The sequence below is a fragment of the Methanolobus sp. WCC5 genome, assembly GCF_045690325.1.
GTDB lineage: Archaea > Halobacteriota > Methanosarcinia > Methanosarcinales > Methanosarcinaceae > Methanolobus.
This window is the reverse complement of sequence record NZ_CP146981.1, coordinates 2,545,782-2,568,567: the sequence shown is the minus strand read 5'-3', so window position 1 is coordinate 2,568,567 and position 22,786 is coordinate 2,545,782. Positions and strand designations below refer to the sequence as shown.

General features: G+C 42.3%; 20 protein-coding genes and 2 pseudogenes. 13 read left to right on the top strand and 9 right to left on the bottom strand.

What is annotated here, in order from left to right; genetic code table 11:
* Window positions 1–137 precede the first annotated feature (137 nt).
* Window positions 138–2,966 carry an excinuclease ABC subunit UvrA gene (gene uvrA / locus V7O64_RS12555; protein ID WP_407355712.1) on the bottom strand — a complete coding sequence of 943 codons (2,829 nt, stop codon included), beginning with the start codon at window positions 2,964–2,966 and terminating at the stop codon, window positions 138–140.
* Window positions 2,967–3,387: 421 nt separating this feature from the next.
* On the opposite strand from uvrA, the gene V7O64_RS12550 reads away from it, so the two are divergent.
* The 5 genes from V7O64_RS12550 (at window position 3,388) to V7O64_RS12530 (ending at window position 5,920) form a co-directional block, all read left to right on the top strand.
* Window positions 3,388–3,882 (top strand): flavodoxin family protein, encoded by a 495-nt coding sequence (locus tag V7O64_RS12550; protein ID WP_407355711.1) that lies wholly within the window; start codon window positions 3,388–3,390, stop codon window positions 3,880–3,882.
* Between the two features lie 66 nt (window positions 3,883–3,948).
* Window positions 3,949–4,143, top strand: coding sequence for a hypothetical protein (locus V7O64_RS12545; RefSeq protein WP_407355710.1), 195 nt, complete (start codon window positions 3,949–3,951; stop codon window positions 4,141–4,143).
* A gap of 107 nt (window positions 4,144–4,250) precedes the next feature.
* Complete coding sequence (locus tag V7O64_RS12540; RefSeq protein ID WP_407355709.1) at window positions 4,251–4,529, top strand: DUF1905 domain-containing protein; 279 nt, start codon at window positions 4,251–4,253, stop codon at window positions 4,527–4,529.
* A 117-nt stretch (window positions 4,530–4,646) separates the two neighbouring features.
* Window positions 4,647–4,826 (top strand): hypothetical protein, encoded by a 180-nt coding sequence (locus V7O64_RS12535; RefSeq protein WP_407355708.1) that lies wholly within the window; start codon window positions 4,647–4,649, stop codon window positions 4,824–4,826.
* A 305-nt stretch (window positions 4,827–5,131) separates the two neighbouring features.
* Window positions 5,132–5,920, top strand: coding sequence for an ABC-three component system protein (locus V7O64_RS12530; protein ID WP_407355707.1), 789 nt, complete (start codon window positions 5,132–5,134; stop codon window positions 5,918–5,920).
* Window positions 5,921–5,938: 18 nt separating this feature from the next.
* Here the strand turns inward: V7O64_RS12530 and V7O64_RS12525 are convergent.
* Window positions 5,939–7,075: pseudogene (locus V7O64_RS12525) on the bottom strand (ISNCY family transposase); the annotation flags it as partial.
* A gap of 73 nt (window positions 7,076–7,148) precedes the next feature.
* Between V7O64_RS12525 and V7O64_RS12520 the strand changes: the two are divergent.
* The 3 genes and pseudogenes from V7O64_RS12520 to V7O64_RS12510 all read left to right on the top strand — a co-directional run.
* Window positions 7,149–7,421 (top strand): annotated as a pseudogene (locus tag V7O64_RS12520) (ABC-three component system protein); the annotation flags it as partial.
* Complete coding sequence (locus V7O64_RS12515) at window positions 7,405–7,629, top strand: ABC-three component system middle component 6 (RefSeq protein WP_407355706.1); 225 nt, start codon at window positions 7,405–7,407, stop codon at window positions 7,627–7,629. The pseudogene V7O64_RS12520 and the gene V7O64_RS12515, both read left to right, overlap by 17 nt.
* A complete protein-coding gene (locus V7O64_RS12510; RefSeq protein ID WP_407355705.1) occupies window positions 7,620–9,338 on the top strand; it encodes a DUF2326 domain-containing protein in 1,719 nt (572 codons plus the stop codon). The genes V7O64_RS12515 and V7O64_RS12510 overlap by 10 nt, the downstream gene beginning before the upstream one ends.
* Before the next feature lie 108 nt (window positions 9,339–9,446).
* Here the strand turns inward: V7O64_RS12510 and V7O64_RS12505 are convergent, their stop codons facing one another.
* On the bottom strand, window positions 9,447–12,494 hold the full coding sequence (locus V7O64_RS12505) for an FAD-binding and (Fe-S)-binding domain-containing protein (RefSeq protein WP_407355704.1): 3,048 nt from the start codon (window positions 12,492–12,494) through the stop codon (window positions 9,447–9,449).
* A 189-nt stretch (window positions 12,495–12,683) separates the two neighbouring features.
* Between V7O64_RS12505 and pyk the strand changes: the two genes are divergently transcribed.
* Window positions 12,684–14,123 (top strand): pyruvate kinase, encoded by a 1,440-nt coding sequence (gene pyk / locus V7O64_RS12500; RefSeq protein ID WP_407355703.1) that lies wholly within the window; start codon window positions 12,684–12,686, stop codon window positions 14,121–14,123.
* A 189-nt stretch (window positions 14,124–14,312) separates the two neighbouring features.
* On the top strand, window positions 14,313–15,986 hold the full coding sequence (locus tag V7O64_RS12495) for a PhnD/SsuA/transferrin family substrate-binding protein (RefSeq protein ID WP_407355702.1): 1,674 nt from the start codon (window positions 14,313–14,315) through the stop codon (window positions 15,984–15,986).
* A 36-nt stretch (window positions 15,987–16,022) separates the two neighbouring features.
* Here V7O64_RS12495 and V7O64_RS12490 read toward each other — a convergent pair whose 3' ends face one another.
* The 4 genes from V7O64_RS12490 to V7O64_RS12475 form a co-directional block, all read right to left on the bottom strand.
* Complete coding sequence (locus V7O64_RS12490) at window positions 16,023–17,003, bottom strand: formylmethanofuran dehydrogenase (protein WP_407355701.1); 981 nt, start codon at window positions 17,001–17,003, stop codon at window positions 16,023–16,025.
* 21 nt (window positions 17,004–17,024) lie between these two features.
* Window positions 17,025–17,393, bottom strand: coding sequence for a 4Fe-4S dicluster domain-containing protein (locus V7O64_RS12485; protein WP_407355700.1), 369 nt, complete (start codon window positions 17,391–17,393; stop codon window positions 17,025–17,027).
* A gap of 41 nt (window positions 17,394–17,434) precedes the next feature.
* Window positions 17,435–17,740 (bottom strand): CGGC domain-containing protein, encoded by a 306-nt coding sequence (locus V7O64_RS12480; RefSeq protein WP_407357348.1) that lies wholly within the window; start codon window positions 17,738–17,740, stop codon window positions 17,435–17,437.
* Between the two features lie 129 nt (window positions 17,741–17,869).
* Window positions 17,870–18,529, bottom strand: coding sequence for an NAD(P)/FAD-dependent oxidoreductase (locus V7O64_RS12475; RefSeq protein WP_407355699.1), 660 nt, complete (start codon window positions 18,527–18,529; stop codon window positions 17,870–17,872).
* A 90-nt stretch (window positions 18,530–18,619) separates the two neighbouring features.
* Here V7O64_RS12475 and V7O64_RS12470 point away from each other — a divergent pair, with 90 nt between their 5' ends.
* The 3 genes from V7O64_RS12470 (at window position 18,620) to V7O64_RS12460 (ending at window position 20,954) form a co-directional block, all read left to right on the top strand.
* Window positions 18,620–18,976 (top strand): winged helix-turn-helix transcriptional regulator, encoded by a 357-nt coding sequence (locus tag V7O64_RS12470; RefSeq protein WP_407355698.1) that lies wholly within the window; start codon window positions 18,620–18,622, stop codon window positions 18,974–18,976.
* Window positions 18,977–19,106: 130 nt separating this feature from the next.
* Window positions 19,107–19,289 carry a PspC domain-containing protein gene (locus V7O64_RS12465; RefSeq protein WP_407355697.1) on the top strand — a complete coding sequence of 61 codons (183 nt, stop codon included), beginning with the start codon at window positions 19,107–19,109 and terminating at the stop codon, window positions 19,287–19,289.
* A 339-nt stretch (window positions 19,290–19,628) separates the two neighbouring features.
* On the top strand, window positions 19,629–20,954 hold the full coding sequence (locus V7O64_RS12460; protein ID WP_407355696.1) for a glycerate kinase: 1,326 nt from the start codon (window positions 19,629–19,631) through the stop codon (window positions 20,952–20,954).
* Between the two features lie 71 nt (window positions 20,955–21,025).
* Here V7O64_RS12460 and V7O64_RS12455 read toward each other — a convergent pair whose 3' ends face one another.
* A complete protein-coding gene (locus V7O64_RS12455; protein WP_407355695.1) occupies window positions 21,026–21,868 on the bottom strand; it encodes a TatD family hydrolase in 843 nt (280 codons plus the stop codon).
* A 625-nt stretch (window positions 21,869–22,493) separates the two neighbouring features.
* Entirely contained in the window at window positions 22,494–22,733 is a 240-nt protein-coding gene (locus V7O64_RS12450) for a DUF2769 domain-containing protein (protein ID WP_407355694.1), read from the bottom strand.
* Between the last annotated feature and the right edge of the window lie 53 nt (window positions 22,734–22,786).

Here is a 22,786-nt window from a genome sequence, read left to right as displayed (position 1 = left end):
TTCCACAGTTATTATAGTATATTAATTATTATATACTTTTACATTGTGCATAATTTTTGATTATTTCGTTTATGTTCCGGTGTGTTATGAACTCATAAAAAAAGGTTAAATGCCGATAAGAGTGAAAATGGGGCACTCTACGTCAATATTTTCTTCAAAAACTTCCCTGTATAGGATATATCGCTTTGTGCCACGTACTCGGGAGTTCCCTGCGCGATGACCTCTCCGCCCCGATCCCCTCCCTCAGGGCCAAGGTCTATTATCCAGTCGGCGGTCTTTATAACGTCGAGATTGTGCTCGATAACGATAACAGTGTTGCCGGCATCTACAAGTCTTTGCAGCACCTCAAGGAGCTTTTTCACATCATCAAAATGAAGTCCTGTGGTGGGCTCGTCAAGTATGTGAACGGTCTTGCCTGTGGAGCGCTTACTAAGTTCTGTAGCCAGTTTCACCCTCTGTGCTTCTCCGCCTGAAAGTGTGGTGGATGACTGGCCCAGCTTTATGTATCCAAGACCCACGTCGTTCAGTGTCTGTAACTTTCGGCTGATGGCAGGCACATTCTCAAAGAATCCAAGTGCTTCCTCTACAGTCATATCAAGGACCTGGGCAATGTTCTTGTCCTTGTAGGTGACTTCCAGTGTCTCCCTGTTGTAGCGTTTGCCGTGACAGACCTCACAGGGTACATAAACATCAGGTAAGAAGTGCATCTCTATTGTGATTATACCATCGCCTGAGCAGGCCTCGCATCTGCCTCCCCGGACATTGAAGCTGAAACGGCCTGGCTTGTAACCTCTGGCACGTGCCATCTTTGTCTGGGCGAAGAGTTCTCTTATGGGAGTGAACAGGTTTGTATACGTGGCTGGATTTGATCTGGGAGTGCGGCCTATGGGTGACTGGTCGATGGTTATTACCTTATCCAGTTTTTCCAGCCCTTCAACGGAACTGTACTTTCCTGGTATTTCCCTTGCTCTGTTGAGCTGTTTTGCAAGCACCTTGTTGAGCGTTTCGTTTATAAGGGTGCTTTTCCCGGAGCCTGAGACTCCGGTGACACAGAGAAGGATCCCAAGAGGAAATTCAACATCCACTGACTTGAGATTGTTCTGGCTTGCACCGTAAAGGGTCATGATGCCAGAGGGTTTCCGTCTTTCTTCCGGGACCTCTATCCTGGCCTTGCCGCTGAGATATTTTCCGGTCATGGAATGATCATTGTTCATGATCTCTTCCGGCGTGCCTTCAGCAACGATCTCCCCGCCATGGATGCCTGCTCCGGGACCCATGTCCACAACATGATCTGCACTCATGATGGTCTCTTCATCGTGTTCCACAACAAGCACAGTGTTGCCGATATCTCTCAGGTGTTTCAGGGTGGTTATGAGCCTGAGATTGTCTCTCTGGTGAAGTCCGATGCTTGGTTCGTCAAGGATGTAGAGAACACCCATGAGGCTGGAGCCTATCTGTGTTGCAAGCCTTATGCGCTGGGCCTCGCCTCCTGAAAGGGTTGCTGCGGACCGGCTCAGTGTCAGGTAATCCAGGCCAACATCAACAAGGAAACCGAGCCTTGCCTTGATCTCTTTTAGTATGAGGCGGGCAATTGCATATTCCCTGTCGTTGAGCTTTGTTTCAAGTTCCCTGAAGAATCCAAGGGCTTCCTCCACAGACATTTCCGTGGCATCGATGATGTTTCTGCCATCGATGGTGACGGCCAGGCTAACGGGTTTTAGTCTCTTTCCCTGACACACAAGACAGGGCTTTGTACTGATGTACCTGCTCATTCTTTCTTTACTGTTCTCGGATTCTGTGCCTTCGTAGATCCTGGAAAGGTTGGAGATGACTCCCTTGAAACGTCCTTTGTGTCTCCAGGTGCCGCCGTTCTTTCCTACATGTACAAAAGGGATCAGTTCCTCACTGCCATGGAATATGATATGCTGTATCTTCGGGTCCAGTTCCTGGAACGGTACGTCCATCGAAAAGCCCATATGGTCTGCAAGTGATTGCAGGGACTGCATGTAGTATCCGTCTTTGGTCTTACTGTACCAGGGTTCGATGGCTCCCTGGTTTATGGTAAGGGTCTTGTCGGGAACAATGAGGTCAGGGTCGAATTCCATGGATGTGCCAAGCCCGTGACATTCCGGGCATGCCCCCTGCGGACTGTTGAATGAGAATGCAGCAGGCTCCATTTCTTCAAACCCGATGCCACATTCAGGACATGCAAGCTTCTCACTGAATGTAAGTTCGTCTCCGTCAATGACCTGGACCGTGAGGGTACCACCGCTTTTCTCAAGGGCTGTTTCCACAGAGTCGGCCAGTCTTTCCCCTATATTTTCCTTAATAACAAGCCTGTCAACTACGATGTCTATGTTGTGCTTGAAATAACGCCCAAGTTCTATGTTCTCAGCATCGTCCAGTGAATGTACTTCTCCATCCACGCGCACACGGGTAAATCCCTCACTACGCAGGTCTGTCAGGAGTTTCCTGTATTCTCCCTTCCTTTCCCTGACCAGTGGGGCAAGTACATGTATCTTGCTGTCTTGCGGCAGCTTCAGGATGCTGTCAACTATCTGGTCAACGCTCTGGGTCTCGATAACCCTTCCGCAGTCAGGACAGTGCCTGATGCCGATGCGGGCAAAGAGCAGTCTCAGGTAATCGTAGATCTCAGTAACGGTACCAACGGTAGACCTGGGATTCTTGCTTGTGGTCTTTTGCTCGATGGATATTGCAGGGGATAGCCCTTCGATGTACTCGACATCCGGTTTTTCCATCAGCCCCAGGAACTGCCTGGCATAGGCTGAGAGCGACTCCACATACCTGCGCTGTCCCTCTGCGTAAATTGTATCAAAAGCAAGCGATGATTTGCCTGATCCGCTAAGCCCGGTGATGACTATCAGCTTATCCCGCGGCAGGGTAAGGTCGATATTCTTAAGGTTGTGCTCCCTGGCACCCTTTATCCTTATGCTGCTCAAAGACATTGCTTATTCCCATAACCCGACTGATAAGTATAGTTTGCGGTAAAGCGAACAAATCTCATGACCGGCTCTGCCCTTTCATCTTCTCCCTTTCTGCAGCGCTCTGTTTTTGTATGCTCCGTATAAGATTGATTGTCTTGACTTTTCTCTCGAATTCTGTCATGGGGTGGAAATTGGTTTTTTAGGTATTTATTGGAGATGGATGCGGGGTGAAAGTATTGCCTGTTTATTACGTATTTACATTTGAAAATAAGGTATCGGTTATTATTGATGCTAGCTTCCTTTTTAGAAAGGTAATCATCAAAGCCCATTTCTCTTGAAGGTCATTTTTTTGTAGCTCATCGGATTGACTACATTTTTCTGACGCTTATCTATATAAATCTATAGTTCCTACTCTTCTTACCAACAAAAAGAGGAGTTGCGCATGAGAACACTTGTTACTTACATGACCCAGACCGGGAATACAAAAAGAATCGCTGAAGCCATTTATGGTGAGATAGAAGGGGAAAAGGATATCAAACCCATTGGAGAGGTAAAGAACCTTGAAGGATATGACCTCGCATTTATCGGATTCCCTGTGCTGCAATTTGATATACCGCCAAACGTAAAGAAATTCATTACTGAGAATACTGCAGGCAAGAACATTGCCATATTCATGACACATGCAGTCCCTGAAGGATTTGAAGCCATCCACTCATGGACCGGTTCCGCTGAACAGGCAGCTGCCGGTGCTAACGTACTCGGATCATTTGACTGCCAGGGAGAGCTTGCCCAGCCTGTTATCGACATGTTGCTCAAGGCAGACGACCCCCAGATGAAAGCATTCGGTGAGATGGGTCCGTCCACAAAGGGGCAGCCGGATGAGTCACGCGTGCAGAAGGCAAAGGAATTCGCAAAAGAGATCCAGGCTAAATTATAATTACCTGTCAGACTTATCCTTATCTGGAAAAACGGCAAAGATACAAACAAGCGGAGGGGACGATAATTGACAGACCAGAAGAAGGCTCCTGTATTCTGTGAGAAATACTGCCTTGTATGCAAGGGTGCACGTGCAGGTAATGGCTTTTTCAAGGCTATCCAGAACCTTGAACTCAGGATATTTGGCAAAAACGGTTGTCCATGGGGCAAGGCAAGAACAGAATACTACGGTGTCACACCGGATAAGCCGATTCTAAAGTGAGTATTATACAGCAAATATACAACAAATCTGTATTTTTCTTTTTTAATCATTGTTACCGCAGGTTTTGTTTCTGTCCGGTTTAAATATTTTCATGACAAATTAACACTATGGATATTTATGAGGTAGCAGGGGAAGTTAAGATATTTCCCCAAAAGGGAGGCTGGGTATACATCAGGGTACCCATTGAGATCACAGAACGTCTGATCCACATGGCTCAGAGAGGTCTGATACCCATCAGGGCAACTGTCGGGATGACTTCATGGGATACATCACTTCTGCCCATGGGTGATGGCACACATTTTATTCCTCTTAATGCAAAGGTCAGGCAAAAAGAAGGCATTGAGACAGGTGGTAACGCAACCGTCTCATTCAGGATAAGAAACTGATCACAAATTCGTTTTGCTGACCGGATCAACTACTTGCAGATATGAAAAATGATGGTTTTGATTTTTTCTCCTATATCACCAACAATTTTTTATGGATAAATCGGGTATTCTCTGTTAATGGCTCTAAACACGCATCCTCATAAAACGACTAAGAAATGTAGTCATTCTACTGTTGGTGTGGATTCCACCCCATTGAGTTCACGTACTATAAAGCGCATAGAGGAAGCTGAAAAGGATCTTCTGGAAGGCAATGTTCTGACTCTGCAGGAGATTAAAGCCAAGTACGGATTAGAATGAGATTTAATGGCATTTTTACTAATGCTTTTGATAAAGATCTAAAAGCCATTAACAAAAAGCACCCTAAAGATGTAAGATATATACTTGGGTCCATTGACACTATCCTTTTGAATGATCCTTTCTCCGCTGATACCAAACAGCTGGAATGCTTCAATTATTACAGATACAGGATTGAAACAAATTCAAAAATGTTTTAATATTTGAAGTCTATTCCTAACTAGATTCAGCATTTGATTTCATAAGTGAATTCATTATATATACTCGCATTTATATTTATTACATGTGGACGCAGTTGGTGGTAAAGTATGATTAGAAAAAAATATTTTGATTATATAGAAGAAAAACTCCATACTTTATCTAGGAGAATTGAATCAAGGGGAAAATTGAATCTTCTTGATATACATGGTTTTTCTGAAGACTTCTATGCACAGTTCTTTAGTTTATTGTATGGTTATGATTTAGTGAATCTAAATGAAAAGCAATCGAATGTTGCGGCAATTGATTTAGTTGACAAACATAACAAAATTATAATTCAGGTATCTGCAACTAGCACAAAGCAAAAAATCGAATCATCCTTGTCTAAAGCTATATTGAAGGATTATTCTGATTACAATTTTAAGTTTATTTCGATTTCAAAAGATTCATCTGCGTTGAGATCTAAAAAGTACAAAAATCCCCATAATATAAATTTTGCACCGGATAATGATATTTATGATATTGCTTCGATATTGAAAAGTATTAAAAATATGGATCTTGATGGTTTGGATGCTGTATATTTATTTATAAAAAAAGAACTTGGTAGCAATGTGGATAGAGTCCAACTTGATAGTAATTTGGCTGTCATGATAAATTTTCTCGCTAAAGAGAATTTGGATAAAATAGATAATACAATATCTGTGAACAGTTTTGAAATTGATACTAAGATAACTTTTAATGACTTAGAACGTAAAAGAGATATCATTGAAGAGTATTTCGTATATCACACAAAAGTCGATAAAATATATTCCGAATTTGATTCTATGAGGCTGTCAAAAACTTTGGTGTTAAACTTTATTGGATATGTTCCCTTCCCAATATCCTCTTTTAACACTTAAATAATTCAATATCCCATTCGGTGTTTTAAATATCCTTTTCAACGAATCAGGTAACGTTTGTCGATAATAATTCTCAATAGGGTTTGTTGTTTTTGAAATCATTTCATCCACCATAAACAGAGTCAACCTTTCGAAGTCTTTTATAATCTTATCTATTGATTTGTGAAGTAAATGTGGAATTTCTTCCATATTACTGATTATCTCTTGAAGTCTCTTGATTGCGATATTTAGGTCATATGTTCTAAACACTTCTTTGATCTTTGTAAATGCTAAACACAACCTGATCTTTTCCCTAGAGCCAATAAATTTTGATTTTAGTTTTTTGTACACATCTTTCCCAACAAGCTTGTACAAATGAAATATGCAAAGTTGATGCTTGATTTTTAGTGCATCCATAATCGATTTATATTTTCTTCGGTGGTCGGTTGAAATGGCATGAAGAGGCTTAGAAGCTACAGCATTTTTAATAAAACCCTTAACAGTATCATATTCAAGATTTGGCACAATTTTCTCTTCTACTGGTTTATTCAGTACAGAGTCTATCAAACTGAGCCTATAAAAGCGATTTCCATTCAGTTTTATGTATTGTTCATCATAACAATAGTATCCAGAATAATGATTATCATCGCTTGATATTGATATTCTGTTTGATCCTGCAATCCAGTTGTAAATGGTCTGATGAGAGGGAGAACAATCGTATAGCGATGTGAAGATCTTTTGCAGATGTCTGAATGAACAATAGCCAGCCTCATAGGTTTTTTCTATATAGTGTTCATAAGTTCGGGCATATTGATGTCCTTTTTTTACAATTGAATCAAGAGGTGTTGTGAATTTTTTAGAACAAATCTTACAATAGTATCTTCGAACATAAATAACCTGACTTCCAAATTCTGCTAATTTTAGCTTGCGTTTGTAATATTCTTGTTTGATTACTTTCCTGGAACCACAAACAGGACAGTAAGGATGAAGGAGATCAAAACGATTGTCTGCATGCAGAACAAGCTCCTTCTCATTGTGAATATTCCTATTTTCAGTTGAAGACAATTGGGATATGATAGCATCTTCAAAGCTTGTGATACCTGAAAAACAGTCGTTTAGTTTAAGTTGAATTGAGCTAATATGAGATTTGAAAGTGGATATGATATGGTTTGTCACAAAACCATATCTACTTTCATAATATATATCTATTGTTATTAATTAACTCAGGCTTTGCAACCCCAAAGTTTTTGACAGCCCCGATTCTATGGGTGTCAATAAAAGTAGATCAGTGTTAGCTGCAGTACGTAGGTTATATTTGAATTGTAAATATAAACAGGATGCTGACACTATTTTCTCATCAGTAATAGATGGCGTAAAAGAAAAAGTATTAGATAGCGGCAACTTCAAAGAAGTCGAAATCGACGTTTTAGAATTGTGTATTGATATCCTTGTTGTTGATGCCTTTATACGTTGTAAGATTTTTGAGAATCCGGGGGATTATAGTTATGTTACTTCCCGATAATGTCCACCCTGAAAATAGTATTTATTATAATGGGATGTTTTTGATTCAAGCCTTAAATAGCAATGGTGATATGGATATATTGAAGTTGTACCAAGAAGTTAAGGCATTAAAAAATATGACGTTTCCCGTGTTTGTATTTAGCATTGATTGGTTGTATTTAGCTGGTATTGCTGAACTTATTGATGGGAGAATTAGATTATGTTCATAAAATATCTTAAAATCAGTAGTGATTCAGCAATCATTCGTGAAATCAAATTCAGAAAAGGAATTAATCTAATTGTTGATGATAGTGTCGGTAAAATTACTGGTAATAATGTAGGTAAGACAACTGCTTTAAAACTAATTGATTTTTGTTTTGGGGCAAAACCTAAAATTATCTGGGAAGATCCTGAAAATAGAAAACAAATTTATTCATTAGTAAAAGACTATTTGGTTGAAAATAGTGTTTTGATTACCCTATGCCTGACTGCTAACTTAGATGATGAGAATGCAGAAACTATTATTATTGAACGTAATTTTATAACCAAAGGAAAACAGTTTGTCAGAAAAATTAATGGATTTAGTTATACTAGCGAGTCGTCATTTGAACAGAAGCTGAAAGAACTATTTTATCCAAATCATAATGCTGAAAAACCCACTTTCAGACAAATAGTTTCTCACAATTTTAGGTATGATGATTTGAGTATAACAAATACACTTCGTACTTTGGATAGATATACGACTGACGCTGAATATGAGACCCTCCATCTTTTTCTATTTGGTTGCTATTTTACAAATGGAAATCATAAACAAGAATTATTAGAGAAGATTCGGCAGGAAAGCAATTTCAAAATAAGATTAGAGAAGAATCAAACAAAATCAGCGTATGAAACAACGTTAGATATAATTGAACGTGAAATTAATGAGCTAAATGAGAAAAAAGCTAATCTAAATATAAATAAAAACTTTGAACAAGACTTGGATAAGCTAAATTCTCTGAAATATTCAATTAACCATGTTAGTTCTGAAATAAGTAGCTTAAATATAAGAAAAAATTTGATATTAGAAGCAAAAGAATCTTTTGAAAACGGTAAGTCAAATATTGACGTTCAGCAATTAAGGCAAATATATGAGCAAGCAAAGTTCAATATGGGAGACTTACAAAGATCATTTGAAGAATTAGTGAATTATCATAATCAAATGCTGAGTGAAAAAGTGAAGTTTGTTACTAATGAATTGCCACAAGTCAATTTCAAACTCACCGTAAAACAACGTTATTTGGAGTCATTGCTAAATGATGAAAAAGAGCTAATTTCAATCATATCAAAAAGTGATACTTATGAAGAATTAGAAAAATTAATTTCAAAAACGAATGAAAAATATAGATTAAAAGGCGAGTATGAAAATATTGTAGTACAGTTAAATGAAGTTGAAAATAACCTTAAACGTTACAATGAAGACCTGCAATCAATTGATGATGAAATCTTCTCCGATGATTTTGAGAATAAGGTAAAGCTCCAGGTCGGCAAGTTTAATGAGCATTTCGCTGCAGTTTCTGAACTGCTTTACAATGAAAAATATGCATTACAATATCAAATAATTCCTAACCGTAAAGGACAGAAAATGTATAAGTTCAGCACTTTTAGTCCATTTGGTCCTAATGTAGCATCTGGTAAAAAACAAGGTGAAATTTCGTCTTTTGATATATCATACATATTATTTGCAGATGAGGAAAAAATGCCATGCATGCATTTCATTCTGAATGATAAAAAAGAACTTATGCATGATAATCAGCTTATTAAAATTGCAGACTTTACAAATAATCATAATATGCAATTTGTAGCCTCAATATTGAGAGATAAGTTACCAGATGAATTGAATAAAGAAGAATATTTTATCGTAGAATTGTCTGAAGATGACAAACTTTTTAGAATTTAAAAATCCGTTTCAGAATAATTTATTATTATTACTATTGTATAACACATCTTGAAAAAATATGAAGAACAAGAAGACTGCAACTGCTTCTTATTCCTTTTCTGCTCTGTTTCAATTCGCCTTGATATACTCGATCATCTTCGGAGTCAGTAGTGGTGCTATCTGCGGAAGCATGTTAGGCATGAGATTTCCCATTGCAGCCGGCATGAGATCTGGCATCTGCTCTTTCATATAATCGGGCATGGGGACTCTCTTCTCTACAGCTTTTAGCATCTTTGGCATGACCTTTGGCATCAGGGATGGCATGAGCAGGGGCATCATCCTTGGCATCATGGGCTTCATGAGCATGTCCATGCCGGGCACGTACTTTACAGTTTTCATCATGGCCTGCATGTATGAGGGCATGGCACCGATCATGTCGGGAAGCAGTTCCACCATCATCTCGGTCATGTTCTCCGGCTCCATGAGCTCGATCATCTTCTCAAAGGTCGCCCATGCAACAAGAGCATCGTTGGTTGTATCCGGTATGTCATAGCCAAGACTGCGGGCGGCAAGTGCGCCAAGGTCCTGGATCTCTACATTGACATTGTTCTCCCTTGCAGCGACCCTGAACTGAACAAGGCAGCATGGACATAGTGCAGCCATGATGTCAGCATCCTGGTCAACAGCCTCCTGCAAACGTGTATTACCTATTTTGCTTGCAACTTTTGGTTCATCGATAAGTGTGACAACTGAACCACAGCAGAGTGCCTTCTCACGGTTGTGCTCCATCTCCTTAAACTTCACTCCCGGGATAGCTTTGAGCAATTCCCTTGGTGGCTCATACACACCAGCACCTGCTCTTCCAAGATGGCATGAATCGTGCCAGGCAATGGTCTTGTTCAGAGGCACCTTGAACTTTGGCTTCAATACGTCAAGCTTATCCACAAGCACTTCAGAATAATGCTTTGCCTCTATATTGAATTCCATTCCAAGTTTCTCAGCCCACTGCGGATAGATGGTCCTCCACATAAGCAGGCAGGCAGGGCATGATGTAACAACAGTCTTAGCACCATGCTTCTGCATGTTGGCAATGTTCATTTTCAGGATTCTCTCAAACACTTCCCACTTCCCGGCAACAAGCATTGGTATTCCACAGCAGGACTCCTTGTTACCAAGGTATGTGAAATCTATCCCTGCCTCATCCAGCAACCTCACGGTTCCCACAGCAACGTCCTTCTCAACAAAGGATGCAGTACATCCGGCGAAGTAGGCAATATCTGCTTTTTCCTTGATCTTCGGCCGGATGTCATCCGGTATCCATTTGTCCCTGTCTACCCTGTAATTCGCCCATATGTTCCTCTCCTTGTCCAGACTCTGGGCCATGATCTCAAACGGAGGAATTGTCATCATGCCTCTCTTCTGGACAAAGTTCTCTCTCAGGGTCATCCAGGAACGCTCGATAGGCAGGTCAAGCTGGCAGTAGTAATCACACATCTCACAGGTGGTACATGCAAGGAAAGTGTCAACCTGTTCCTGATCCAGTTCCATTTTTCCGGCAAGATATTCCTTAATAAAGAACCACTTGCCACGGGGAGATTGTGACTCCCAGCCGCGTCCATAGTACTGGTCACATTCGTTGACACAATACCCGCACTGTGCGCATGTGAAAGCATGGGAGATAATGTCTCCCGGCAATCCTTTCTCATCCTTGAATTCCTGGTTGCCGGCTCCGGACATATTTCCAACCATGCGTGCCATAGGTTCGAATGCCTTTGCAAAGGAAAGTCCCGTGTTGATCATGGGCTTGCCTGTAAGGGTTTCAGGGTTCATTATATCGTCAGGGTCAACCTGCTTCTTGAAGTCCTGGATAACTTTGAAACGATCTTTGTATACCTTTTCAGCCTGGCTTGCAAAGTAAAGGCCTGAAGCATAGATCCTTCCACCGTTCTGTTCTGCGATCCTGACAATGCTCAGGGCAAGGGGGAAAGCAAGGTTATACTTAAACGATCTTTCTGAGTGGGGCATGAAACAGAGCATAATGGCTTCATCACCCTTTGTCACCATTCCTTCAACAAGTACAGGGAGACCAATTCTTTTATCGATCTCATTGAAGATGGTATCGATCTTATCAACGGGTACAACCACTTCGGCAGGAATAAATGAAGGACCAAGTCTCTTTACCTTCATCGACCTGAACCATTCCTGTGTCTCATGCTCAGCTATCTCTTCCGGCAGGATCTGTCCGCCGGCCTGCTTTATTATACCTTCAAGGGCACTTACATCCCTTGACCGGGGATAAGCGAAATTGCATATATAGGCAAGTGGCAGCTCAGGCCTGTGTTCATCAACTGTTTCCCCGTAGTGTGTCTTGTACGGAGCCTTGTTCTTCATATCAGCCCACTCTGGGTTCAGGAATGAGATTGCCCAGACCGGGACTTTTTTCTCCCCTGCCTTCTTAATTGCGTTCTTCATTGAAGATGCGTCAGGGAATTTTGCAGAGATTGCGGCAGTCTCCTCGTATTTTCTCAGTTTCAGGGTGACCTGCGTGATAATTCCGGTGGTACCCATGGTGCCTGTTATCTTTTTGAGCTCTTCACCTGAAAAGTCCTTCACCTCACCATTGGGCAGGACAACCCTTGCAGATTCCATGGTATCCTGCGACCATCCGTACTCGTAGCTTCCGTAACCCACACCGTTCTGGGCAAGCCAGCCTCCGACGGTTGCAGACATTGCACTTGACGGGACCGCCTGCACGGCCAGCCCATCTTCATTGAGTTTTATCTCAAGATCATACCAGATAGCACCTGCGCCTACCGTTACCAGGAGATTGTCCTTATCAAGACTGATAATCTCCCTCATGGGAGTGACATCTGCTACAATGCCTCCTTTTGTAGGAATGATGCCACCGTATCCCGAAGAAGCTCCTGCCCGTGGTACAACGGGGATTTTGTATTTACGTGCAAAATTGATAAGTTCGACAGCCTTTTGCTCATCCTTCACTTTGACAATGGCAGCAGGCTTTGTTTTGCCTACCATTGTTCTTATTAGTGAAGGCAAAGCTCCCACATCATGTGTGTAAAAATGTCGCTCTTTATCCCTGAAATTGACTCCCCTGCCGAAAATATCGGAGAGTTCCTGTTTTTGTTGCTCATTCAGCTTATATATTGAATCAGTCATTATAAACCCCATTATATATTGGATGCGATTATCTTTAATATTTTTCAATGGTATATCCCTATATATACTCAATTGAATACTTCCGAATAAGCCTTAATTTAATCAGTTCTATAAAGGATAGAAGATATCTTATGGATCAATGAAATTATCTGTCGTTGATTATTGCCAATAATAAAGGTCGTATAAACTATGGATTTGCCTGATCATAAAACAAAGATCGTATGCACTATTGGCCCGGCATCCTCTTCAGAAGGGATTCTCAGGGAAATGATCATACAGGGAATGAATGTTGCCCGGCTGAACTTCTCACACGGCGACCTTGAAGACCATCGTGTCATCATCAAAAGGATAAGGACAATAGCAGAGGAACTTAATAAGGTAGTGGCTATTATGGCAGATCTTCCGGGCCCCAAGATAAGGGTGGGAACTATCCAGGATGAACCTATTATGCTTGAAAAGGGACAGGAGATAGTTCTTACTCCCAGGGCTGTCCCCGGACAGGGTTCTATAATCCCGGTCCAGTATTCCCAGATAGCAGATAGCGTAACTCCGGGAAGTCCTATCTATCTAAACGATGGCTTTATCCAGCTTGATTGCACCCATGTACAGGGTGGGGATGTCCATTGCACTGTGGTCGTAGGTGGTTTGCTGTCCTCAAAAAAAGGCATTAATCTGCCGGGCTCAAGGTTATTCATAAATCCGATCACTGGAAGGGATCTGGAGATAATCGATTTTGGCCTGGATGAAGGTCTGAGCATATTCTGCCTTTCATTCATAGAATCAAAAGAGGACATCATCCAGGTGCGTAATTATGCTACAGGGAAAGGCAAGGATGTCTTCATTGTTTCAAAGATCGAACGGGAGCAGGCGGTCAGGAACATAGATTCCATCCTTAAAGAGAGTGATGGGATAATGATTGCCAGGGGAGACCTGGGAGTAGAGATCCCTATACAGGATGTCCCGATCGTACAAAAGAATATCATCCACAAGGCAAATCTCATGAGCACTCCTGTAATAACCGCAACCCAGATGCTTGAATCAATGACAGGGAACATAAGGCCCACAAGGGCTGAAGCCACGGATGTGGCAAATGCCATAATAGACGGGACAGATGCTGTCATGCTTTCTGCAGAGACAGCGGTGGGGAAATATCCTGTTGAGACCGTAATGATGATGTCAAGGATTGCCCGTTCTACCGAAAAATGGAGGGACCACACTATAATAGGGCTGGAAATGATGAAAAAAGCTATACGTAAAATGGGTCCCAGTGTAGAGGACATGATCTCAATACAGGTCAATGATGCTCTGCGAAACCTTCCCGTGCGTTATGTCATAACTCCTACAGTTTCCGGAAAGACGCCGCGATACATTTCTAGATTCAGACCAGATGTCTGGATCCTGGCATTCAGCCGCTATTCCCTCACATGTGAACAGCTTGCAATGCAATATGCAGTATATCCCATCCCTGTACACCATAAAGTATATGAATGGGAGGAAACTGCCATGGATGTCCTGAAAAGATCCGGTCGGGTTGCTGAAGGTGATATGCTGATCCTGACGCAGGGGCAGACATCAGGTCACGGAAAACCGGGCGGCACCAACCTTCTGAAGTTTATAGAAGTGAAATGATGACATTCTGATGGTCTCTTCTTCTTATTTTTATTCTTTTCCTTGTTTTTTCATATACAAAATCAATAAATATTATTAGCATTATATGAACATTTGCACTTTAAGGTTTAAAGTGGATTATTTACACTTTAAGGGGGAAAGTGGATTAAAAACAAAATTCCTGCTTTGTTTGCAAGAACAATTCTTTTTTTGCTGATCGTCAGTTCGATCTTTCTTCCTGTTGTTAGCTGCGAGCAGAATGTTTACAGGATCGGGGTTCTTTCGGTTTACGGAGAGATAGAGAATTCCATGGATATGTGGATCCCTACTGCAGAATACCTGTCCGAAAGCATCCCGGGTAGTACCTTTGAAGTCATTCCTCTTGATTATGATGAACTTGCGCTTGCTGTGGCAGGTAATGATGTTGATTTTTTTTATGCCAATCCCGTGCTCTACATGGAAATGAAACTTGATCATGGTGCGGGCAGCTTGGCAACATTCCATCCGGTTTGGAAAAACTCTTCATATTCGGGATATGGAGGAATAATTTTTACAAGAGCTGACCGGGATGATATAAATTCCCTAAAAGACCTCAAAGGAAAATCCTTCATGGCAGTCCACGAGAACTCATTTGGCGGATTCCTGGCCGGCATGGGTGAGATTCATCGAAGTGATATTGATTACAGGAAAGATCTTGATACACTGGTTTTCGGTCAGACACAGGATGCAGTGATTCTGGCAACCATTAACGGTGATGTGGATGCCGGTACTGTCAGGGCCGGTACTATAGAGCAGATGGTCCTTGAAGGAAGGATCAGTGTTGAGGATATAAAGGTCCTTGGTCAGAAAGAGCATGAGAGCTACCCTTTTCTTGTGAGCACGGATATTTATCCTCACTGGGCTTTTGCAAAGACCGGTCAGACGTCTGATGATATTTCCAGACAGGTTTCCATCGCCCTTCTAAGTCTCCCTTCTGAAAGTTCAGCAGCCGCAGCACTTGATTCTGCCGGATGGATGGTTCCTGTGGATTATAGTTCTGTAGGAGAACTGATGAAGGAGCTCAGATTTGGCCCGTATGCGGACTATGGAAAAGTCCCCCTCAAAGAAGCGATCATACAGCACTGGTATATTTTGCTTATTATTCTAATGCTTGTCACCATCTTTGAGGTCCATTCACGCCTGATTGTTGAGAAAAAGAAAAAATCCAGACTTGAGGCTTCAAATAAGCTCAAGGACCTATTCACTGACATTCTAAGACATGACCTGCTAAATCCTGCAGGCATTATCAAAGGCTTTGGTGAAATGCTTTATACTGAAGAAACAGATGCGCAGAAAAAAGAGATTCTTAAAATGATCAACGACCAGAGTGACCATCTGATAGCTATGATCGGTTCTGCCGCAAAGCTTGCAAAAATCGAATCCTGCGAAGAGATACAATTTACAACAAAGGATATAGGTCCCCTATTGTGGATGGTTGCAGACAGTTTATCTCCTGATCTCAGGGCAAAGGATATAAAAATTGACTTTGACCTTAAAGGCGAATACCCTGCCCGGATAAATGATGTCATAGAAGATGTTTTTTCCAACCTTATGTCCAACGCTATCAAATACAGTCCTCAGGGCAGTACCATAAGAACAGGGATCATAGATAATGGTAAGAGCTGGAAAGTATGGATCGCCGACGAAGGTGAGGGAATCCCTGATGATGTCAAGCCATATATCTTTGATAGATTCAAAAGGGCCGATAAAAAAGGCATCAAAGGGACAGGTCTTGGCCTGGCCATCGTAAAGAGGGTGGTTGCTATCCACAACGGTAGTGTGGGTGTCATAGATAATCCACGAGGCAAAGGTTCTGTTTTCTGGGTGATGCTCAATAAAGCATAGGTTAAATATTAGGTGAAATGCCGGTGAAATGTCAGATCAATCGATCCTGCGCAGGACAAGGGAACCATCGCGCATACGGACCTCAACATATTTCTCTTTCTCCTTATCCGGCATGTACTTGTTATAGAGCATAGACTCAACTCTTCCTGCTCCCATCAATTCCCTTATAAGTGAGATATCCTCTCTTTTCAGCCCGGATCTTGCAGCAGGTGAACCTGTCCTGACCTTACTCTTTGAGTAGATGGCCCCCCCGGCCATTTCTGCACCAATGAAGCCCTTTGCATCCAGGAACATGAGCTTTCCTTCTTTCATATAGGCACCGGCGAATTCCCCCACATTCCCATGGACAACAACAGTTCCGCCGTCAAGATGTGAACCCGTGTTCATTCCGGCATTACCTTTTACAATGATCGTGCACTTTTTAGCAAGCAGGCCTGTACCGTTGTAGGCGTTGCCTTCTACTATTACTGTGCAAGTGCATGTGCATCTGGCAGCAAGGGTGCCCCTGGGTATTCCGTCTTTAAGGGTCAATATGCTCTGAGCTTCATTGTATTCATTATCAATAAGCTGATCATTTCCCATACCGGTGCAGAGGATATCAGTGACGGACCGGAATTTCCGATAACCATGCACATCGGATACAAGTTCGATTATGTTTCCCAAAGGTTGTTCGATATTCCCATTTATATAAAGTGTTCCTGCAACCATGCCCATGCCTGCTTCAGGTCCTGCATCACCGCCGATGAATATCTTTCCTGCCCTCTCTGCTTCCCCGCTTCCTCCGAAATGCTTCAGGTCAGCACCCATGCTGTAGGCAAAATTCTTTCCCACATTTCCTTTTATGTGTACTTCACCACCAGCTTTTAGTTCATTGACCAGGTCCCTGTAACTAAGCTCAGTGCCTATCTGGTATGGTATCACCGAGTCAGGCCCAGGTTCTTTGTTATGCCAGTGGAAATTGAAGGTATAATCGCAGACGTAGTTTGCAGATTCACCAAGCTGTATCCATATTACCATGTTCCGTTCCCTGCTATCCTCTCATCCGTGGATAAGTCCTGGAAGGCATCTTGTACAGACCCACAGACTTTCCATGTTATGTCTTACAGGCAGCAGGTAACTGTCCTGTTCACTGCGACCACAACTGAAACAATGGATAGAGATATCAGTTTTCTTTGCCTGTGATTCGGCTTTTCTCAGGTCAAAAGGTACGGCTTCCCTTTCCTCAATGGTGATTGCACCTTCCGGACATACTCCTATACAGAATCCCATACCATCACAGAGTTCTTCTGATACGACCTTTGCCTTTCCGTTTATTATCTGTATGGCACCCTCTGCACATGGAGAAACACATTTGCCACAGCCTGTACACTTCTCTTCATCTATCCTTACTATCATTCTTTTAGTCATCTTCTATTCTCCTGTCCTTTTCGCTGTCTCTATCAGAGCAGTTAATGATGTGTTCCTTCCACAAGTCTTATTCCGGCATTTTCAACTGTCTTTTTAATCTCATCTATATGAGGGCATTTTGGATAATTCTCCATCTGCATGCAGGAGCTTAGATGAATAACATCCACACCGTGTTTTTTCAGTGATCCAAGCAGACGATATACTCTCCTGCCGGAACATCCTCCACATGTGAAAAAGGCAAGCATTTGTGCATTTGGACCGTATTCAGTGAAGTGCATGCTTCTTTTGTTGAAAGCCATGAAACATCCTACTCCAGGGCACGCTTCAGATACTATGTCACATCTTATGACTGCAATCCTTGTTGGAGGTTTAACATCTTCGATATCACTATTGATTGTACCAGCTCCCTACAACCATCCATCCTGAAAAAACAGGGGACGGTGCCCCAGAAAAAAAAGATGTTTTTTAATAATTGTTTACAGTCCGATCTCTGACTTGAACTTTTCAATTCCAATCTCATCAATCACTCTGCTCAGGCGGTGCTTTGAGCCGTTGGTCTTGGTGAAGCTGATTATTTTATCTACCAGGGCAAGTACCTCATCTTCAGTCAGTTCGTCTGCAATGATATCAGCAAGTCTTGGCTTGATGGCTGCGTTTCCTCCTACCATGACTGTGTATCCCTTTGGTGTACCCATGATACCTATGTCCTTGATAGCAGGTTCTGAGCATGAGTTTGCGCATCCGGAAACAGCCATCTTGAATTTAGAAGGCAGAGGCATTCCGTGGTACTTCTCATCGAGTTTTAGTCCCAGGCCAACAGCATCCTGTTGTCCGCGCTTACAGAATGTCGTACCCGGGCATATCTTTATGCTCCTGACACAGAGTCCGATTGCCGCACCGGGCTTTATACCGAGGTCCTCCCAGGCATTATCGAGGTCTTCTTCTTTTAAGCCTACAATTGCAACTCTCTGGGATGATGTTACCTTCAGTGTTGCAGCACTATACTTGGCTGCGACGTCTGCAATTTTACGAAGCTGCTCCGCAGAGACAATCCCACCCGGGAGGTGTGGTGCGATTGCATATGTTTCCTGGTCTCTCTGGAGAATTGCTCCCTTTTCAAGTAGATCTTTTGCCATATTGGTCACTCCTTCTTCCAAAATCTCTTCTGGATTACAGGTATATTATGGATATTCACTTATATATTGGATAGTTTCTTATAAGATACTATGAAGGATTGTACAATCTATAAAACGGTTGATATTGTCGGCAAGAAATGGTCTTTATGCATTATGCATGAACTTTACAAGGGTGAGAACAAGCAGAAACGCTTCAATGAGCTCAAGAACAAACTGGAGGATGTAACTCCCAAGACCCTTTCCACAAGGCTCAAGGAACTGGAGGAACATGGTCTTGTAGACAAAAGGGTCGATGATTCTAACTTCCCCATCAAGTGCGAATACTCGCTTACAGAAAGCGGGGAAGAATTCCTGAACATATTACAGAACATCAAGAAATGGGGTCTTAAGTGGCAGTTCGAGAATCCGGAATGTGGCGAGACCAACTGCAAGACATGTGAACTTTGATGTTGAAAAATGTGCTTTGCCTATTCGGATCTAATCCATATGGGCACAGGTACTTCAGACGGTGAAAGAATAGAATGATAAGAATAGAATTATAAGAAATGAATGATAAAAAATGGAAGGTGATGCAGGCATGGATAAAAGATTAAGGCGTTCAAGAAGTGACCGGATGATTGCAGGTGTTTGCGGTGGCCTTGGAAAGTATCTGGATGTAGATCCTGTCATAATAAGGCTTTTGTGGGCTGTTGCCATATTTATTTATGGTACCGGACTTCTTGCATATATCATTGCGTGGGTGATAATCCCCGAAGAATGAGGTTTTAAGCGTTTTCCTATAATGGTACTGTCTGCGGGAATGCTACTTTAACCCAAAAACAATAAATAGGCTGCAATTAGTCTATATCTTGTGGGAAATATGTCGGGGTTACTGTTCCAGACAGGCATTCATCTCATAGTGACACGTACAGTCACCATTTTGTCAAAAAGTCGAGAACAATATGCATTATCTCATCGGTTTTGTTATTTTCTGGCTGCGTTTTTTCCGATGATGGGAATACTTATAGTCTTGCAGGACTTGCAGTAATTAACAGTGAACAGTCTATATATGCTGAATATGCTTATTAAGGTACTAAAATGCTTGATATGGGGATAACAAATGGATGAAAAATTGAGGACAGATGCCACTTCTATCCTGACTGATGCAATTGCTGCAGTGGATCCTTCTGCATGTGTTCACAGGGCGATCAAAAAGAAGGGGACATGCATATTCATAAATGATCGCCGGTATGATCTTTCACTTTACAGGAATGTGTATGCCATAGCCTTTGGTAAAGCAGCCATATCCATGTCAAATGCTATTGAAGATATCCTTGGTGATTCCCTTAAGGATGGCATTGCCATTACAAAACACGGTTTTGCAGGTTCGCTCAAAAAGATGAAGGTCTATGAAGCAGGTCATCCCATGCCGGATGATTATAGTGTTGATGCAGGGAAGATGGTACGTGAATTCCTGGAGGACACAGGTGAAGATGATCTTATATTCTTCCTTATATCAGGCGGGGGCTCTGCCCTGGTTACACTTCCCCGTAAAGGCATTTCTATCATTGATATTGTAAAGATGACAGATGGGCTTATGCGTACAGGTGCTACTATTGACGAACTTAACACCGTAAGAAAGCATCTTTGTTCCATAAAAGGCGGAGGACTTGCTAAAATGACCTATCCTTCCGAATCAGTGAGTCTCATTCTTTCAGATGTTGTGGGTGATCCACTGGATGTGATCGCATCAGGTCCGACCGTTCCTGACCGTTCCACATTTGCAGAGTTCAGTGATATCTTGAAAAGATATGATATAAAAGTATCTCCTGCGGTTGCCGGATTACTTGAGGATGGCCTTGAGGGTGTTATAGAAGAGACTCCTAAACACGGAGAGCCTGTATTTGAACGAACATCCCATTATCTTATAGGCAATAATGCCCTGGCTTTGCAGGAAGCGGAAAAAAAGGCATCAGAACTTGGATACAACACTATGGTCCTCTCCTCGTCCATTGTGGGTGAGGCAAAGGAGGTCGCCAAGGTATTTGCTGCGATTGCCCGGGAAGAGAGGTCCAGAGAAACGCCCATGCCCCTGCCGGCGTGTATCCTTGCCGGAGGTGAGACCACAGTGACGATGAAAGGGAAAGGCATTGGTGGAAGATGCCAGGAGATGGCACTTTCCTTTGGAATAGAGGTATCAGGTCTTGAAGGTGTCCTTTTGCTTGCTGCAGGTACCGACGGCAATGACGGAACCACTGACAGTGCCGGTGCCTTTGCTGATGGTGATACTTTACAGAATGGAAAGGATCTGCAGATGGATGCCAGAAACGACCTTTACAATAACAATTCTAACGCCTACTTCAGGGAGACAGGCGGGCTTATTTTCACAGGTCCCACAGGTACCAATGTAATGGATATTTATATGATCCTTGTGGACAGGTTCTAGAGACTTTTTTTAAAGAAGTGTTTTAAAGAAATCGTTTTTAAAGAAGTCGTTTTCCTGCAAACGAATGTCGGTCATAGTTCAATATCTACATCATAGACCTTTTCCGGGTTCTCCTTGTGGACCTTCCAGAAAGGTTCTTCACCGAACTCCTCTGCAAGTTTCAGGGTCCTTTTTGGTATTGTTTTTGGGCCGAGCACAGCTCCGGGTCTTTCCGGGTCATCGATGTAATCCGTCTCCATCATAAAACGGGTGCCCTGTTGCAGTGCTTCCTCGATGGCTCCCTTGCCGGCCAGCACCCCCGGGAAGATGCCAAGCTTCTCGCAGACATCCACCAGAGGTGGCGCGTAGTGTTTGACCACTCTGTGCAGTTTGATACCGGTCTTTGCGGCACGTTCTGTGATATCCACCAGTTGTGGCTCACCCACACTTTCAGTATGAAGCTGAACGGCACAGTCAAGATCTGCGGCAAGTGTGAAGGCATATTCCATGACCTCATTTGAAGCGTCCCATATTTCCTGACTTACGGGGTAGTGGGGTCTGCCGCTCTTAAGTCCCACAGCAAGTCCTCTCTTCACGTAATCTGCAGCAATATCAAGGCCGCCTTTCATTGTCTCAACAGCTTTTGAAAGCTCCATGTATCCGGTAAGTTTAGTGATCTCTGCCGGATGAACTCCCAGCACCGGGAAAGAGGTGACACCGGTCTCATTTATCTGCCTTGATATATCCACGGTTTCCTCAAAGACGGCTATGTGGTCTTCTGGTCTTGTGACCCTGATGCCAAGGGTCCAGCTTGGTTTCATTACCAGGAATATATGTGTTCCGCCTGCATCCTGAAATTCCTTTACTGCTTTGAGGCCCTTGGCCCGGGGGTCTATATGCATGTGTTCGTCTGTGATAGGGAAATTTTGTGACATATTATTTTGTATGTTATTATCTGCTAAAACGATATTGTTCAAAATCATTAAGTTAACTATGCTCTATGTATCCTGAAGTATATTGCTGTGATGCTTTTGAGGCTTGCAAATAAGGCAAATGCTATGGGATTAATTGGGGATGAATCCTGAGATTAAAAGTGAAATTATCGGCTTTGTAGAAAACCGATTTTAAATTTTATTTTGACGGTTCTGTAGAGATCCTCATTTGAATTGTTCAGGAGATTGTACATGCATGTCATGATTGCAGACTATCAAGTTTATGGGAAACATCACGACTTTTAACTATCTGTATTCAGAAAAAAGTTAAAGCAATAGATTATTTTTATCTTTTCGGATCGTGCCGGCTTTGCCGGAACCCTCCTTGATGGTCAGAGTAATTCATGATCCCGGTTAGAAAAACGATTGTTTACGGTACCCTTGTGTTTATGATAGTTCTGCAAAAAATCATTTGGAAACAAAGACCAGTGCAACCATCCACCGCAGGCAGCACATTCCTTTGATGTCATCCTGAAACATTTGAAATAATACAGTTATTGAAAATTGCCGAGTTCAAAGCTGGAATTTGAAGGATCTCTACAGAGCCTACAAAAAAGATATGCAACATTCATTCTGTGCAAAAGTACTCCCCTTCAAGAGCGAACTTTTTGTGGATGATACACTGTAAACACATACAACCTTTCTTCTGCACTCCGGAACATGGGCCTTTGGAGCAAAACATAAAGGCTCCTGATTGAGGATAAGAAGGACATGTGGGACACTGGCACCCTTTTGAATGGTGGTAGGATGTACAGATCCCAAAATATTTCCCACGGCCTTCAGATAAACACGATAGTTCCCCTGTCACAAAAACACCTCACTTTATCTTATGCCTGAAAATCAAGATCCATGAAAAAGAAA

What these genes read in the sequence shown, in the direction of transcription:
- uvrA (WP_407355712.1), bottom strand. Translation starts at nt 2,966, where the DNA reads ATGTCTTTGAGCAGCATAAGGATAAAGGGTGCCAGGGAGCACAACCTT.
- V7O64_RS12550 (WP_407355711.1), top strand. Translation starts at nt 3,388, where the DNA reads ATGAGAACACTTGTTACTTACATGACCCAGACCGGGAATACAAAAAGA.
- V7O64_RS12540 (WP_407355709.1), top strand. Translation starts at nt 4,251, where the DNA reads ATGGATATTTATGAGGTAGCAGGGGAAGTTAAGATATTTCCCCAAAAG.
- V7O64_RS12535 (WP_407355708.1), top strand. Translation starts at nt 4,647, where the DNA reads ATGGCTCTAAACACGCATCCTCATAAAACGACTAAGAAATGTAGTCAT.
- V7O64_RS12530 (WP_407355707.1), top strand. Translation starts at nt 5,132, where the DNA reads ATGATTAGAAAAAAATATTTTGATTATATAGAAGAAAAACTCCATACT.
- V7O64_RS12515 (WP_407355706.1), top strand. Translation starts at nt 7,405, where the DNA reads ATGTTACTTCCCGATAATGTCCACCCTGAAAATAGTATTTATTATAAT.
- V7O64_RS12510 (WP_407355705.1), top strand. Translation starts at nt 7,620, where the DNA reads ATGTTCATAAAATATCTTAAAATCAGTAGTGATTCAGCAATCATTCGT.
- V7O64_RS12505 (WP_407355704.1), bottom strand. Translation starts at nt 12,494, where the DNA reads ATGACTGATTCAATATATAAGCTGAATGAGCAACAAAAACAGGAACTC.
- pyk (WP_407355703.1), top strand. Translation starts at nt 12,684, where the DNA reads ATGGATTTGCCTGATCATAAAACAAAGATCGTATGCACTATTGGCCCG.
- V7O64_RS12490 (WP_407355701.1), bottom strand. Translation starts at nt 17,003, where the DNA reads ATGGTAATATGGATACAGCTTGGTGAATCTGCAAACTACGTCTGCGAT.
- V7O64_RS12485 (WP_407355700.1), bottom strand. Translation starts at nt 17,393, where the DNA reads ATGACTAAAAGAATGATAGTAAGGATAGATGAAGAGAAGTGTACAGGC.
- V7O64_RS12475 (WP_407355699.1), bottom strand. Translation starts at nt 18,529, where the DNA reads ATGGCAAAAGATCTACTTGAAAAGGGAGCAATTCTCCAGAGAGACCAG.
- V7O64_RS12470 (WP_407355698.1), top strand. Translation starts at nt 18,620, where the DNA reads ATGAAGGATTGTACAATCTATAAAACGGTTGATATTGTCGGCAAGAAA.
- V7O64_RS12465 (WP_407355697.1), top strand. Translation starts at nt 19,107, where the DNA reads ATGGATAAAAGATTAAGGCGTTCAAGAAGTGACCGGATGATTGCAGGT.
- V7O64_RS12460 (WP_407355696.1), top strand. Translation starts at nt 19,629, where the DNA reads ATGGATGAAAAATTGAGGACAGATGCCACTTCTATCCTGACTGATGCA.
- V7O64_RS12455 (WP_407355695.1), bottom strand. Translation starts at nt 21,868, where the DNA reads ATGTCACAAAATTTCCCTATCACAGACGAACACATGCATATAGACCCC.